Genomic DNA, 15,149 nt, shown 5'->3' with positions numbered 1-15,149 from the left:
AGAGGCGCGTAAACTGGCCGCGAAAAGAAGAAGCGCGCCCACCGCCCGCCACGGAGAACCTCATGTCCGGGAACCTTCCGCTTGCCCTCGGAACCCTGCTGCTCGTCACCGCCTGCGCCGCACCGCGGGTTCCCCTCAAACCGGAAGCGCGGGCCGAGATCGCCCCGCTGGACAGCGTGCTGATCCTGCCCCGGGGCACCCACACGGCCCCCGCCGCCTGCCCCGGCCTGTTCTCGCCGGCCCCGACGCGCCCCACCCCCGCCGTACCGGCGGGCACCACCCCGACGACGCCCGCCGCAGCCCCGGCCGGCAACGACACCCTCGCCGTGCTCCAGCGAGCCTGGCGCAGCGAAACCGCCGGCAGCGAGATCCGCTTCTCGCGCCGGCTGCGGGTCGAGGATCTCACCCCCGACGAGCCCGCCGGCCGCGAGCGAATGCGGCTGCTGTTCGACAACGCGTCGGGCGCAGCGGTGCTCTTCGCCCGGATCGGCTACACCCTGTGCGAGCAGACGCTGCGGGTCACCGCCCAGGTCGAGATCTACCCCCGCGCGCCGGCCCTGCTGCGCTTCCGCCATTCGCCCGACGTGAGCGATCCGCTGGCCGAGGGCAGCGTGATCTTCCGCCAGCAGTTTGCCGAGGAACGCCCCGGCGTCTCCGACGCCGCCGCCGGGCGGGCGCTGGACGAGGCCCTGCACGGCCTTGTCCGCAAGATCGTGGCCGGGCTGAACGCCCGCCCCTGAAACGCGCCCTCAGGCGCCGATCAGCGTGGCCAGGGGCGCCAGCGCGCCCTCGTCGATGGGCTCGAAGCGCTTGAAGTGCAGGTCGTCGAGCACCCGCAGGCCCGCCTCGTCCTGGTGCATGCCGCACAGGATGCGCTGGATCGCCTCGCGCTTGTCGGCCCACTCGGGCGCCACCATGAAGCAGTGGAAGGCGCTCCCGTCGCGGCTCTCGCCGATCACCTGCAGCTCGTCGCGGGTGCTGGCGCTCATGCCGTTCCAGGTTTCGTTGAACACGAAACCCAGGTCGGCCTCGCCCTGCAGCACCGCCTTGGCGGCATTGAGGTGGTTGCCGACGAACTGGAACGCCGCCCCGGCCAGATCGAGCCCCTCCCGGCGCATCACCTGCAGGCCCAGCTCATGGATGATGAGCTTGTCGGTGGCGCTGGCGATGCGCGGCGCGTCGGGCACGCTGCCCCCGGCCCGGGCCACCAGGATGGTCTCGTCGTTCACCCCGGCCGGCCGCGCCACCGGCACGAAACCCTTGTCCCGCGCGTAGCACAGGGCGCTGAAGGGGTTGGCGTACACCACGTGGAAGCGCTTCTCGAGCACCGCCTGGCGCTCGATGAGGAAGTTGTCCTGGGGCTCGAAGTGGATGCCGATGCCCAGCTTGCGCTGGAGGTAGGTGTTGAGGGTGAACCAGCCGAGCAGGTTCTTGGCGGTGTCGTGGGGGCAGACACTGAGCTTGAATTCACTCGCCACAGTCTGGCTCCACGTTGCGGCGAGACAGGAAGGGGCGTGCCGACGCACGCGTCGACGACATCTGCTGGGGCATGACGGAAACCTCTATCGGGTTGTCTGTTTATCTTCGGTGTATCGCCAGCCCTTGCGCCAAGGGCCGACATACCTGAAGTCATGATCCTAGCAAATGTCGTTTGCAATCGCTTACAAATAAATTCACATTATTGACATAGAAACCGGGCTTATAGCCAATCCACCAGGGATACGCCCAGCCCGAAGGTGGTCTGGCGGTGGTTGTAGTCGATGAGGGTTTCGCCGTAGCCGGTGAAGAGCTGCAGATAGCCCTTCAGGTTGCGGTGGATGGGGATGCTCCAGTCGAACTGGGCCGACCCGCGCGACTCGCGGCCCGACAGCAGCGTGCTGCGCAGGGTCAGGCCGAAGCCGTGCTCGCCCACCTGCCACATGGCCTGGAGGTCGCCGTGGCCAAGGTAAGAGGTGATGTCCGGGTTGTCGTCCTTGCTGGTCTTCTCGGACAGGCGCAGCCACGGGCGGATCACCAGCGCAAAGTTGTCGCGCTCGATGCCGACCTGGCCGACGATGCGGTTCCAGCTGCGGGAATAGGGCTGGCTGCGGCCGTTGGACTGGTGGTTGAGCCCCAGCGACATCATCTTCAGCTTGAAGCCGGCGCCGGCATCCAGGTTGGTGCGGAACACCGCCATCAGCTCGGGCTCGTAGTCGGTCTCCCGGAAGGGCGACGAGAAGCGCTTGTTGTACACCTGCCAGTTGGACTGCTGGGTGTAGCCCATCCACAGGTCGCCGTGGCGGCCGAACAGGCCCTCCCACAGCTTGGTCTTGAAGCTGATCTGGTACTTGGCCTCGGCCGGGTCCACGTTGTTGGGCGTGGTCACCGCGTTGAGCGGGTTGGGCGAGGTCGGGGTGGTGTTGGGCGAGTTGCTCCAGCGGGCCAGCAGCAGGTAGGTGGGCTTGTAGGGGCGGATCAGGAAGGTGCCCTTCTTGTCCTCGGCGTCCAGCTCCCAGCGCGCCGAAAACGGCGAGTTGTCGGGCTGGGGCTGGGGCGGCGCCTCCTTGTGGGGGCGGCCCACGGCCTCGTCGTAGCAGGCCAGGCGCTCGGTGTTGTCGGCCACCGCGGCGCAGGCGGACGGGTCGCCGGCCTGGGCCTGGGCCTGGGCGCCGGCGCTCATCAGCAGCCCGGCGACGACCAGTCGTTGCGTTGCGTTCATGGGTTCGTCTCCGATTCTCTTCGAGGTGTTCAGCTCGCCCGGCGCGTGGCCAGAAACTCGCCAAGGATACGCCCGGTGTGGGACCGGGCCGCCTGCACCACGGCCTCGGGCGGCCCTTCGGCGACGATCTCGCCGCCGCCCTCACCGCCTTCGGGGCCCAGGTCGATGAGCCAGTCGGCCTCGGCCATCAGGTCGAGGTCGTGCTCGATGACCAGCACCGTGTGGCCGGCATCCGCCAGCCGGTGGAGGACGTGGATGAGCTTCTCCACGTCGGCCATGTGCAGGCCGACGGTGGGCTCGTCGAGCACGTACAGCGTGTGCTTTTCGGGGGGCAGCGGGCGGCCCGGGCCGGTGGCGGATTCGCCGGCGCGGCCGCGCACCTTGGCCAGCTCCGACACCAGCTTGATGCGCTGGGCCTCGCCGCCGCTGAGGGTGGGGCTGGGCTGGCCAAGGGTGAGGTAGCCCAGCCCCACGTCCTGCAGCAGCTTGAGCGGGTGGGCGATGGCGGGGTGGGCGGCGAAGAAATCCACCGCGTCTTCCACCGCCATGTTCAGCACCTCGGCGACGCTCTTGCCCTTCCACTGCACGGTGAGCGTCTCGGGGTTGAAGCGGGCGCCGCCGCAGGCCTCGCAGGGCAGCTTCACGTCGGGCAGGAAGTTCATCTCGATGGTGATGCGGCCCTGGCCTTCGCACACCGGACAGCGCCCGGCGCCGGTGTTGAACGAGAAGCGCGAGGCGTTCCAGCCGCGCATCTTGGCCTCGGTGGTTTCGGCGAAGAGCTTGCGGATGGCGTCCCAGAAGCCGATGTAGGTGGCCGGGCAGGAGCGCGGGGTCTTGCCGATGGGGGTCTGGTCCACCTCCAGCACGCGGCCGATGTGCGCCATGCCGTCCACGCTTTCGCAGCCCACCGGCGCGGCGGCCACCAGGCTGGCGTGAAGCACGTCGCGGGCGAAGGTGGATTTGCCCGAGCCGGACACGCCGGTGACCACCGTCAGCCGGGCCAGCGGCACGCGGGCCGCGACGTGCTTGAGGTTGTGCAGGGTGGCGCCGGCCACCGCCAGCGCCGGGTGGTCGGCGGCCACCTCGCGGCGCGGGGCCAGCGGGTGGGCCAGCGGGTTGGCGAAGCAGCGCCCGGTGGCGGATTCCGGCGCGGCCATCAGCGCGGGCAGCCTGCCTTCGGCGACGATGCGCCCGCCTCGCACGCCGGCGCCCGGGCCCAGGTCGATGACGTGGTCGGCGCGGCGGATGGTGTCCTCGTCGTGCTCCACCACCAGCAGGGTGTTGCCGCGGCCGCGGAGTTTTTCGAGCGTGTCGAGCAGCAGCCGGTTGTCCCGCGGGTGCAGGCCGATGGTGGGCTCGTCGAGGATGTAGCACACGCCGGTGAGGTTGGAGCCCAGCTGGGCCGCCAGCCGGATGCGCTGGGCCTCGCCGCCGGAGAGCGTGGGCGCGGCGCGGTCGAGCGCCAGGTAGCCCAGGCCCACCTGCTGCAGGAAATCCAGCCGGCCGCGGATTTCGGCGATCAGGTCGCGGCCGATGTCGGCCTCGCGGCGCGAGAGCGCCAACGCCTCGAAGAAGCCGGCCACCTTGCCCACCGCCAGGGACGACAGCTCGTGCAGGCCCAGGTCGCGGAAGCGCACCGCCCGCGCCACCGGGTTGAGCCGCGCGCCGTGGCAGCTGGGGCAGGCTTCGTCGGTCTCGGTTTCCAGTTCGCCCAGGTCCAGATCGTCCGGGTTCTCGACCTTGCCGACGATCTTGACGCCGGTGCCGTAGCAATCGGGGCACCAGCCGTGCTTGGCGTTGTAGGAGAACAGGCGCGGGTCGGGCTCGGGGAAGCTGGTGCCGCAATCCGGGCAGGCGCGCAGCGTGGACAGCGTGGTGAGCGCGCCGCCCGGCTCGCCCAGGGGCAGCACCTTGAGCACGCCCTTGCCGTGGTCGAGTGCGGCCTGCACGTAGTCGCGCAGCAGGGCTTCGGTGTCGGCGCCCACCTTCACCATGCCCACCGGCAGCTCGATGTTGTGCTCCTTGTAGCGGTCGAGGCGCGGCCACTTTTTGGTGGGCAGGTAGTCGCCATCCACGCGCAGTTGCTCGAAGCCCTTGCCGCGGGCCCACTTGGCGAGGTCGGTGTACAGGCCCTTGCGATTGATGACGAGCGGCGCCAGCAGCTCGACGGATTCGCCGGCGCGGTCGCGCAGGATCTGGGCGACGATGGCCTCGAAGCGCTGGGGCGTCACCGGCACGTCGCAGTCGGGGCAGAACTGGGTGCCCAGCTTCACGTACATCAGGCGCAGGAAGGGCTGGATCTCGGTGAGCGTGCCCACCGTGCTCTTGCGCCCGCCGCGGCTCACCCGCTGCTCGATGGCCACGGTGGGCGGGATGCCGAAGATGGCGTCCACATCCGGCCGGGCCGAGGGCTGGGCGAACTGGCGGGCGTAGGCGTTGAGGGATTCGAGATAGCGCCGCTGGCCTTCGCCGAACACGATGTCGAAGGCGAGGGTCGACTTGCCCGAGCCCGACAGCCCGGTGATGACCGTAAATTGATCGCGCGGAATGTCGAGGCTGACGTTCTTCAGGTTGTGGTGGCGGGCGTGGCGGATGGTGATGGCCTTGTCCGCCACCGGGCGGTAGCGGGCCGGCGGCTCGGCCACCACCGGCGCGGCCTGCAGGCGGGCGAGCTGGTCGGCGTAGTCGGCCAGCGCCCGGCCGGTGTGGGACGCCGGCGTGGCGATCACCTGGGCCGGCGTGCCTTCGGCGACGATCAGCCCGCCGCCGGCGCCGCCTTCGGGGCCCAGGTCCACCAGCCAGTCGGCGGCGGCGATCACGTCCAGGTTGTGCTCGATGACCACCAGCGAGTGGCCGGCATCGATCAGTTTTTCAAATGCATTGAGCAGCCGCGCCACATCTTCGAAATGCAGGCCGGTAGTGGGTTCGTCGAACAGGAAGAGCAAACCCGGCTCGGCTGAATCTATCGATTTTTTGGATCGTTTGGCGGCCAGCTGGGCAGCTTCGGCCAGATAACCGGCGAGCTTGAGGCGCTGCGCCTCGCCGCCGGAGAGGGTGGGCACCGGCTGGCCGAGGCGCAGGTATTCGAGGCCCACGTCGGCCAGCGGCGCCAGGGCGGCGAGCACGGCTTTCTGGTCGGCGAAGAAGGCGAGGGCTTCGGAGACGGTCATCTCCAGCACGTCGGCCACGGATTTGCCGCGCCATGCCAGGGCCAGGATCTCGGGCCGGTAGCGCTTGCCGTCGCAGTCGGGGCAGCGCAGATAGACGTCGGACAAAAACTGCATCTCCACGTGCTCGAAGCCCGAGCCGGTGCAGGTGGGGCAGCGGCCGGTGCCGGAGTTGAAGCTGAAGGTGCCCGGCGTGTAGCCGCGGTCCTTGGCTTCCTGGAGGTTGGCGAAGAGCTTGCGGATGGCGTCCCAGGCGCCCACGTAGCTCACCGGGTTGGAGCGGGCGCTCTTGCCGATGGGCGACTGATCGACCATCACCACGCCCTTGAGCGCATCGACGCCCACCAGGCCGTCGAAGGCGCCGGGCGGCTCGGACGGCTGGCCGAAGTGCTTGGCCAGCGCCGGGAAGAGCACGTCCTGGATCAGGGTGGATTTGCCCGAGCCGGACACGCCGGTGATGCCGACGAGGCGCTGCAGCGGGATCGCCAGATCGACACCCTGCAGGTTGTGCTGGCGGGCGCCGGTGAGGGTGAGGCGCGGCGCATCCCCAGCCACCGGGCGCGGCTGGCGGCGGGTATCGACGCGCTTGCGGCCGGCGAGGTAGGCGCCGGTGAGGGAGGCCGGATCGTTGGCGATGGCGGTGGGCGGGCCGTAGGCGACGATCTCGCCGCCCCGCTCGCCGGGGCCGGGGCCGATGTCGAGCAGGCGGTCGGCGGCGAGCATCAGCTGCGGGTCGTGCTCGACCACCACCAGCGAGTTGCCGGCGTCGCGCAGGCGCTCCATCACCCCGAGGATGCGCCCGATGTCCCGCGGGTGCAGGCCGATGGAGGGCTCGTCGAGCACGAAGAGCGTATTCACCAGCGAGGTGCCCAGCGCGGTGGTGAGGTTGATCCGCTGCACCTCGCCGCCCGAGAGGGTGCGCGACTGGCGGTCCAGCGTGAGGTAGCCCAGGCCCACGTCCTGCAGGTAGCGCAGGCGGCCCTTGATCTCGGCCACCAGCAGCTCGGTGGCTTCGTCCAGCGGCGCCGGGAGATCCAGCGCGGCGACGAAGGCGGCCACGTCGTCGATGGGCAGGGCCAGAAGCTCGCTGATTGCGAGCTTCGTGAGGAGGCCATGCTCAGCGCGAGTGCGCTGGCGATCGGAGGGAAGCTCCTCACTCCTTACTCCTCTCTCCTCACTCCTCGGCCCCTCCTCCTCACGGCGCCAGAGGCGCCACAGCAGCGCCTCCGGCTTGAGCCGGGCGCCGTGGCAGGCGGGGCATTCGGTGTAGCTGCGGTAGCGCGACAGCAGCACCCGGATGTGCATCTTGTAGGCTTTGGTCTCGAGCCAGTCGAAGAAGTGGCGCACGCCGTACCAGTAGCGCGGCCAGCTGGAATCCCAGTTCTTCCACTTGTCGTCGCCTTCGAGCACCCAGCGGCGGTGCTCCTCCGGCAGGTCGCGGAAGGGGATGTCCATCGCCACGCCGTACTTCTTCGCCATCTTGGCCAGGTCGTCCTGGCATTCCTTGAAGCTGGGGCTCTGCCAGGGCTTCACGGCGCCTTCGGCGAGGGTCTTGGATTCGTCGGGGATGACCAGCCCGAAATCCACGCCGATCACCCGGCCAAAGCCGCGGCAGGTGTCGCAGGCGCCGATGGGCGAGTTGAAGGAGAACAGGCTGGGCGTCGGGTCGGGGTAGGCGATGTCGCAGTCGGCGCAGTGCAGGCCGCTGCTGTATTTCCAGCGGGTCTCGCCGCCGTTGCCACCATCGCCATCCACCGCGTGCACGGTGAGCCTGCCGTGGCCGGCGCGCAGGCCGATTTCCAGCGCCTCCATCACCCGGGCGTGCTCGGCCTTGCCCAGGCGGAAGCGGTCCTGCACCACGTGCAGCACCTCGCCGTCGCGGGCGTGGATGCGGGTGTAGCCCTGGCGGGCCAGCAGCTCGGCCACCTCGTCCTCGCCGAAATTGGCCGGCACGCTGACCGGGAAGCTCACCACCAGGCGCGGGTCGCCCGCCGCGGCGGCGCGGGCGGCGAGGTCGGCGTGGATGGTGGCCGGCGTGTCGCGGCTCACCGGCTTGCCGCAGCCGCGGCAGTGCAGGCGGGCGGCGCGGGCGTAGAGCAGCTTGAAGTGGTCGGCCAGCTCGGTCATCGTGCCCACCGTGGAGCGCGAGGTGCGCACCGGGTTGGTCTGGTCGATGGCGATGGCCGGCGGCACGCCCTCGATGCGGTCCACCTGGGGCTTGTCCATCCGGTCGAGGAACTGTCGGGCGTAGGGCGAGAAGGTCTCGACGTAGCGGCGCTGACCCTCGGCGTAGAGGGTGTCGAACACCAGCGAACTCTTGCCCGAGCCGGACACGCCGGTCACCACCACCAGTTCGTGGTGGGGGATGTCGAGGGACAGGTTCTTGAGGTTGTTCTGGCGCGCGCCGCGGATGCGGATGGCGCGGTCGGCTTCAGACGCGGCGTGGTCGCCGGTGCAGGCGGGCTTGGAGCACATGAGGGGGCAGTCGGAGGAAGGCGGCGAACGCGATTGTAGCGTCCGACACCGCTGCGCCCGCGTGGTTCAGGTGCCGAGGAGCTTGTCGGTGGCGGCCTGATCCACCAGCGAGACGTCGCGGTACAGCCGGGTCTCGGGGGATTCGGCCTGCTGGGCCAGCGCCCGGGCGGTGATGGCCATCACCGCGTCGTGGTCGGCGTCGGAGATCAGCACCACCTGGCCGGCTGGGGCCACGTGGGCCACGTAGCCGCGCATCACCTTGTCGTTGGGCAGACCCACCGCCACGCTGTCGCCCACCCGCAGCCCGGCCCATTCGGGCGGCAGGGACAGCTCGCCGGCCACGTACTGCTTGTGCTTGAGGGTGAGCAGGCCGTGGCTGCCTTCAGGCTTCTTGAGGGTGGGCGGCGAGGTGGTGCGGCGCAGGGTGGGCACCGGCGGGGTGCGACCGGCGAGCAGGCTGGCGTGCAGCACCTGCACCGACGACAGGGCCGAACCGGCCTGCTTGGCAGGCAGGGCGATCCAGGCGAGGCCTTCGTCCAGATCGTGGATCAGCGCCGGAAACTCGCCAAGCATCTTGCGGCGCAGGGCCTCGTCGGCCGGCGGCGTGGCGCAGGCCAGCAGGCGGTTGGCGATCAGCAGGCGGCTGGCCCACTGGGGGCTGTCGGGGCCGTAGCGGTAAACCGCCTTGGCCAGCACGTGCACCCAGTAGCGCTCGAGAAAATTGCGGGCGACGCTGGCCGGTTCCTGCCCCACCAGCAGATAGACGGCGCGGCTCGCCTGGTGCAGGGCCACCTCCCGGCGCTCCATGTGCACGGCGGTGTCGATGTGCTGGGCGGCGCGGGCGATGGCACTCTTCTGGCGGGTGGCGAGCAGCGCGTCGAGCACGCCCAGGGCCAGCTCGAAATCCCGCCGCGTGGGCCGGGGCAGACGCCCGAGGGAGCGCACCATCGACGCCAGCCCACGGCACACCGGCAGCTCGGGGGAGCAGTCGGGCGGCAGGGTGCGGCCCAGGTTGGCGACCCGATCCACCAGCCGGAAGGCCGGGTGGCGCTCGATGGAGAGCAGCTTCTCGCTGCGCAGGGCGAGGCGCAGCAGGGGCACCCGCAGGCCACCCAGGAAGGTCCGGATCGTCTGGGGCAGCTCGGGGTCGCTCTCGGCCCGGCCGCAGACCGTCTCGACCACCTCCACCGCCACCGCCTGGGCAGGGCTGAGGAGCGCGCCCAGCTCGCTGGCGCCCAGCGCGGCCGGCACGCCGCCGAACTTCTGGCGCTCCACCAGCCAGGCCTCGATGCGCTCCACCAGCGCCGACGCCAGCCCGGGGGCGACGCTGCCGGCCGGCGCCGGAGCGGTCTCGCGCCGGGCCAGGGAGGCCAGGCGCAGCGCATCCACCGGATCGATGGGCAGGCTGGCGCGGGCGGCCGGCGTGTCGGTCCAGTCCTCCTCCTCGTCGGCAGCGGCGGGGCGGATCGGCGCGAAGAGGCCCCGGGTCACCTGCCCCCGGATGGCCAGCGCCTCGTCGGCCAGCTCGTGCTCCAGATCCTGGTAAAAGCGCGACAGGCGGTCGCCGATCGGCTGCTCCAGGCGCTGCAGCAACTGGAGCGCCTGGGCGGGGCTGAGCTTCTCGACCTCCTTGAGCACGCGCAGGGCGCGGCACACGGTGGCGGTGCCCAGCGGGGATTCCTCGGTCAGCTCGATGCCGCCCTCGACCAGCTGCAGCCGCAGCCGCAGGTGCAGGGCCGCCAGATCGCGCCCGCAGCGTTCCTGCAGACGGCGGTCAAGGTTGATGAGGGCGATGGAGTAGTCGGATTCGTCGGAGCGGACCAGATTGATCGAGCGCACGCCGGGCGCTGCGTCGGGCGCCTTGGGCGCGCGGCGCCCGCCGACCAGCTCGTCGAAGCAGGCCCCGGCCGCCGCCGACAGCACATCCTGCCAGGCCTGATGACGGATCACGCCCCCCGCCCCTTCGAGGAGCGCCTTCAGGAAGCCTTCGCGGGCACGCGCGAGGAGACTCAGCGCCTGTTCGGCGGCCTGCTCTCGCGTGTGGGGTCGATGGGACATGGGCGGATCTGGAGATTGCTGTGGACACAGAGTTATACACAGCCCACCCCCCACATCACTGTGACAGAAGCCCGATCCGGGCAGATTTTCGGAGCACCCGCCACGCCACGATCAGCGCAAACGCCACGACCAACCCCCATTTCACCGCCGAACAGCAGGCAGACAGCGGCACCGCCGGGTTCGCCCCGCCGAAGGGGCCGCCCAGCAGATGAAGCTGCAACAGGTTCTCCCCCAGATCGAAAAGCGCCGCCAGCGGCAGGATCCAGGCCGTGCAGCGGGCGGCCGTGCGCTCCGCCTCGGCGAACAGCCCGGCACGGGTCGCCACCACCACCCCGAAGGCGGCATAGACAAGAAGATGGACGAAGTCGTAGGGCAGGTGCGCGCGATAGTGCTGCAGCCCGACCTCGCCCCACTGCCCCAGGATGGCCCAGTAACGATCCGCATCGAAACAGAGCTGCAGAACCAGGATATTCGGCCGTAATTGGTGGACCAGATAACCGAGATGCCCCTGAGAGGCGATGAAGATCAGCGTCGCAACGCCGACGGCCGGCCAGGACGTACGGGTCATGTCGAACCCCCCGGAGCACCGGGCGCAAGGCGCTGGCGCCGTGATGCAGCGCACGGCGCACCCCGCAATTGCCCGGAAGATCCTTCAAATGTGAAAAATTAAAACGCCGAAAATTATAATTTCGTCAAAATCAAACCCGTCAACCACAGGCTATCCGTCATGAACACCGCAACGGCAAACCGCCCCCTCACCCATGCCGAGCTAAACGAAACCCTGTCCGCGGTGCGTATACCGCCCTGCCCCGGCGTCGTCGCCGAAGTGATGCGCGAAGCCCAGCGGGACGAACCGTCGCTGAAGGTCTTGAGCCGCATCATCGCCTCCGACGTCGGCATGTCGGCGGCGGCGGTGAAGCTGGCCAACTCGCCGATGTTCTCCGCCGGGACGCGGGTGCGCAGCGTCCAGCAGGCGGTCAGCCGGCTGGGCATCAACCATATCCTGAGTGTGGTCGTGGCGGTGGCCTTGCGCAACACCTCCAGCCACCTGCCAGCGGAGCTGATGGAGCGGTTCTGGTCCCGGGCCTCCACCCTGGCCCTCGCCGCCGGCGTGCTGGCCCGCGGCCACGTGGGCATCTCGCCCGACTCCGCCTACACCTTCGCGCTGTTCCAGGACGCCGCGGTGCCGGTGCTGATGAGCACCTTCCCCGACTACGCCATGCTCTACGCCCGCCTGCAGGACAACGGCCACGCCCTGATCCTGCAGGAACAGGAGGAGTTCCGCTGCGACCACGCCGTGGCCGGCTGGCTGCTGGCCCGCAGCTGGGGCCTGTCGGACAAGATCGCCACCGCGATCCGCTACCACCACGACCCCGAGGCCTACATCCTGCCGGAGAAGGCGCTGCCCTCCGACGCCCTGGCGTTGATCGCGGTGAGCGTCATTGCCGAGCACGTGCTGGGCGACTACACCGGCGACGCCCACGCCGTGGCCGACCAGCCCTTCGAGAACGCCAAGACCTTCCTGGGCGTCTCCGACGCCGAGGTGGACGAGCTGCACGAGACCATCGCCGCCGCCCTGATCTGAGCCCCCAGACGGACGAAACCCGCCGGAGAGGCGGGTTTCGCTACATCGGGACGACGGCTGCGGCGCTTACTCGGTCGCGGCCTTCTTGCGGGGCGCCGCCGGCTTCTTGGCGGCGGGGGCCTTCGGCGCCTTCTTCTCGAACTCGAAACCCACCTTGCCATCGTCGCCCCGCACCAGGAAAGCCGAGAACTTGCGCTTGGTGCGGCTGGAGACAAAGCCCTTCAGCAGTTCGGTGCGGCCGGTCTCGAGGAGCTTTTGCATCTGCTCCCGCTCGATGGGCTGCTGCAGGATGATCTTGCCGGAGCGGAAATCGCAGGATTTATCCGGCCCCACCGACTTCTCGCAGACGTAGGCCAGCCCGTGCTCGAACACCCGGGCCGCGCACTTGGGGCAGGCGCCCAGGGACTCCTGATCCGAGAAATCCACCGGTTCGGCGGTCTCGTCCTCCTTCGGCTGGCCGAAATCGAACTCGGGCTGCTTGTCGTCGTTGAGCCGGATCTCGGCGTTGAACAGCCGGCCCATCTTGTTGCGGAAGCCCATCAGCGGCCCCACCCGGCCGGTGGACAGCAGGGCCTCGATCTCGGCGATCTCGAACTGGCGGCCGGCGACGATCTTCCAGGCGCTCCAGTCGCAGCGCTGGCAGGCGAACTTCTTGTAGTTCTCCTTCACCACCCCGCCGCACTTGGGGCAGGGCGTGGCCAGGGTGGCGAAATCGCCGGGCACGGTGTCGGATTCGTAACGCTTGGCGCGCTCCACGATGTCCCGGGTCATGGCCTGGATGTGGTCCATGAACTCGGCGCGGGACAGGGCTCCGCGCTCCATCTGGGCCAGCTTGTGCTCCCACTCGCCAGTGAGTTCGGGCGAGGTGAGTTCGTTGGTGCCCAGGCCGCGTAGCAGGGTGATGAGCGAGAAAGCCTTGGCGGTGGGGATCAACTCCTTGCCGTCGCGCAGGATGTAGGTCTCGCCGATCAGGTTCTCGATGATCTGGGCGCGGGTGGCCGGGGTGCCCAGGCCGCGGCCGGCCATGGCGGCGCGCAGCTCCTCGTCGTCCACCATCTTGCCGGCCCCTTCCATCGCGGAGAGCAGGGTGGCTTCGTTGAAGCGTGCGGGCGGCTTGGTGACCAGCGCCTTGACCAGGATCTCGTCGGTGGAAACCTTCTCGCCGGGCGAGACGGCCACCAGCTGGGGCGCGCCGCCTTCGTCCTCGCTCACCGCGGCGGCCTTGCCATACACGGCCAGCCAGCCCGGATTGACCAGCACCTTGCCTTCGGTCTTGAAGGCTTCGCCCTCGACGCGGGTGATGCGGGTGGTGATGCGGTATTCGGCCGCCGGGTAGAACACCGACAGGAAGCGTCGGGTGACCAGATCGTAGATCTTGGCCTCGGCCTCGGAAAGGCTCTTGGGCGCGGTGCCCGTGGGCACGATCGCAAAGTGGTCGGAGATCTTGGCGTTGTTGAAGATGCGCTTGTTGGGCTTGACCCAGCCCTGCCTGACGATCTCGTTGGCGAAGGGGGCGAAGGCGTCCGGCAGGTTGGCGAGAATCCCCGGCACCTGACCCACGTAATCCTCGGGCAGCGCGCGGGCGTCGGTCCGGGGGTAGGTCAGCACCTTGTGCTTTTCGTAGAGGGCCTGGGCCAGCTGCAGCGTGGTGCGGGCCGAAAAACCGAAGCGGCCGTTGGCCTCGCGCTGCAGCGAGGTGAGATCGAAGAGCAGCGGCGAGAGCTGGGTGGAGGGCTTGGACTCTTCCTCCACCGTGCCGGTCTTGCCTTCGCACTTGGCCTTGATGGCCTCGGCGCGAGCCTTGTCCCACAGGCGGAAGGCGGTGGCGTGCTCGGCAAGCGGCGCGCCGTCCTCGGGCTTCTTGAAGCCCTCGTCGAACCAGCGGCCCACGTAGGCGCCGGCCTGGCAGCCGAAGCTGGCCTCCAGCTCCCAGTAGTCGGTGGGCCTGAAGGCGCGGATCTTCTCCTCGCGCTCGACGACGATCGCCAGCGTGGGCGTCTGCACGCGGCCGACGGTGGTGAGGTGGAAGCCGCCGGTCTTGGAGTTGAAGGCGGTCATCGCCCGGGTGCCGTTGATGCCGATCAGCCAGTCGCTCTCGGCGCGGCACACCGCAGCCTGGCGCAGACCTTCGACATCCGCCGCGGCGCGCAGCTGGGCGAAGCCCTCGCGGATCGCCCCGGCGGTCATGGACTGAAGCCACAGGCGCTGCACCGGCTTGGCGGTGCCGGCGTGCTGCACGATGAAGCTGAAGATCAGCTCCCCCTCACGCCCCGCGTCACAGGCGTTGATGAGGCCAGTGACGTCCTTGCGCTTGATGAGGCGAGTGAGGAGCTTGAGGCGCTCCTCGGTCTTCTCGATCGGGTTGAGGGCGAAGTGAGGCGGGATGACCGGCAGGTGGGCAAAGGACCACTTGCCCCGCTTGACCTCGAATTCGGCCGGCACGGTGAGTTCGAGCAGGTGGCCGACGGCCGACGAGAGCACGTAGTGCTCCGACTCGAAGTAATCTTTTTCTTTGGTGAAGCCGCCGATGGCGCGGGCGATGTCCGCCGCAACCGAGGGTTTTTCCGCAATGATCAGCTGCTTGCTCATGCCAGTAGCGCGCCCGACTCAGGTTGTTGGGGGAGCGGCGCATCATACGGAAGCCTGCGCCGGGCTTGCAAGCGGCCCGAAAATCAGTGCAAGGCGTATGAGACCGGCTCGTCGTCTGCGTCCGACTCGTTGAGCAGCTCGTCGAGGATCAGGCCGTTGATCGGGCGATCCTGCTGCCACAACACCATCAGGACGATGACCTTGAGATTTTCCAGTTCGATTTCGGATTCGCCGAGAGCCAGCGCCCGTTCGACGATCATCTCGCGGCATTCGGCATCGAGGATACCGGCGTTTTCGAGAAACTGCAGGAAACCGCGGCATTCGACGCTCAGGCGCACCCGCTCGTCGTCGGCGTAGATGCGCAGCGAGCCGGGGCGGGCGACCTGGGCCGGCCGCTCGCCGTCGGAGAGCCGGCGCAGGCCCGAGAGCCAGTCGAGGGCTTCGGAGATTTCCTCTTCCTCGAAGCCGGCCGCCGTGAGCTTGCGGGCCAGTTGCGCAGGTTCGGGGCACGCGTCGGCGTGAACGTAGTTCTCGAAGAGATACACGAGGATATCGAACATGGCGCGGGGCCTGGGGC

At 69.3% G+C, this 15,149-nt stretch carries 9 protein-coding genes; 2 read left to right on the top strand and 7 right to left on the bottom strand.

Features of this window, described 5'->3' with window-relative positions; genetic code table 11:
* Positions 1 to 62 precede the first annotated feature (62 nt).
* Positions 63 to 740: a hypothetical protein gene (locus ACE3N6_RS10475; protein ID WP_374245501.1), complete on the top strand. Its 678-nt coding sequence runs from the start codon at positions 63 to 65 to the stop codon at positions 738 to 740.
* A gap of 9 nt (positions 741 to 749) precedes the next feature.
* Here ACE3N6_RS10475 and ACE3N6_RS10470 read toward each other — a convergent pair whose 3' ends face one another.
* From ACE3N6_RS10470 to ACE3N6_RS10450, 5 genes are all read right to left on the bottom strand, one after another.
* Positions 750 to 1,478 carry a PhnD/SsuA/transferrin family substrate-binding protein gene (locus tag ACE3N6_RS10470; RefSeq protein ID WP_374245499.1) on the bottom strand — a complete coding sequence of 243 codons (729 nt, stop codon included), beginning with the start codon at positions 1,476 to 1,478 and terminating at the stop codon, positions 750 to 752.
* A 221-nt stretch (positions 1,479 to 1,699) separates the two neighbouring features.
* Positions 1,700 to 2,698 (bottom strand): phospholipase A, encoded by a 999-nt coding sequence (locus tag ACE3N6_RS10465; protein WP_374245497.1) that lies wholly within the window; start codon positions 2,696 to 2,698, stop codon positions 1,700 to 1,702.
* 29 nt (positions 2,699 to 2,727) lie between these two features.
* A complete protein-coding gene (gene uvrA / locus ACE3N6_RS10460) occupies positions 2,728 to 8,340 on the bottom strand; it encodes an excinuclease ABC subunit UvrA (protein WP_374245495.1) in 5,613 nt (1,870 codons plus the stop codon).
* A gap of 66 nt (positions 8,341 to 8,406) precedes the next feature.
* On the bottom strand, positions 8,407 to 10,398 hold the full coding sequence (locus ACE3N6_RS10455; RefSeq protein ID WP_374245493.1) for a DUF1631 family protein: 1,992 nt from the start codon (positions 10,396 to 10,398) through the stop codon (positions 8,407 to 8,409).
* Positions 10,399 to 10,453: 55 nt separating this feature from the next.
* Positions 10,454 to 10,966, bottom strand: coding sequence for a hypothetical protein (locus ACE3N6_RS10450; protein WP_374245491.1), 513 nt, complete (start codon positions 10,964 to 10,966; stop codon positions 10,454 to 10,456).
* A gap of 159 nt (positions 10,967 to 11,125) precedes the next feature.
* On the opposite strand from ACE3N6_RS10450, the gene ACE3N6_RS10445 reads away from it, so the two are divergent.
* Entirely contained in the window at positions 11,126 to 11,983 is an 858-nt protein-coding gene (locus ACE3N6_RS10445; RefSeq protein WP_374245489.1) for an HDOD domain-containing protein, read from the top strand.
* A gap of 66 nt (positions 11,984 to 12,049) precedes the next feature.
* On the opposite strand, the gene ACE3N6_RS10440 is transcribed toward ACE3N6_RS10445, so the two are convergent.
* Together ACE3N6_RS10440 and ACE3N6_RS10435 are read right to left on the bottom strand one after the other, a co-directional pair.
* Positions 12,050 to 14,572: a DNA topoisomerase III gene (locus ACE3N6_RS10440; protein WP_374245487.1), complete on the bottom strand. Its 2,523-nt coding sequence runs from the start codon at positions 14,570 to 14,572 to the stop codon at positions 12,050 to 12,052.
* Between the two features lie 83 nt (positions 14,573 to 14,655).
* Complete coding sequence (locus ACE3N6_RS10435; RefSeq protein ID WP_374245485.1) at positions 14,656 to 15,132, bottom strand: DUF494 family protein; 477 nt, start codon at positions 15,130 to 15,132, stop codon at positions 14,656 to 14,658.
* Between the last annotated feature and the right edge of the window lie 17 nt (positions 15,133 to 15,149).

It is taken from the genome of Zoogloea sp., assembly GCF_041904905.1.
In the GTDB taxonomy this organism is placed as follows: Bacteria; Pseudomonadota; Gammaproteobacteria; order Burkholderiales; family Rhodocyclaceae; genus Zoogloea.
This window is presented reverse-complemented; position numbering and strand designations above follow the sequence as displayed.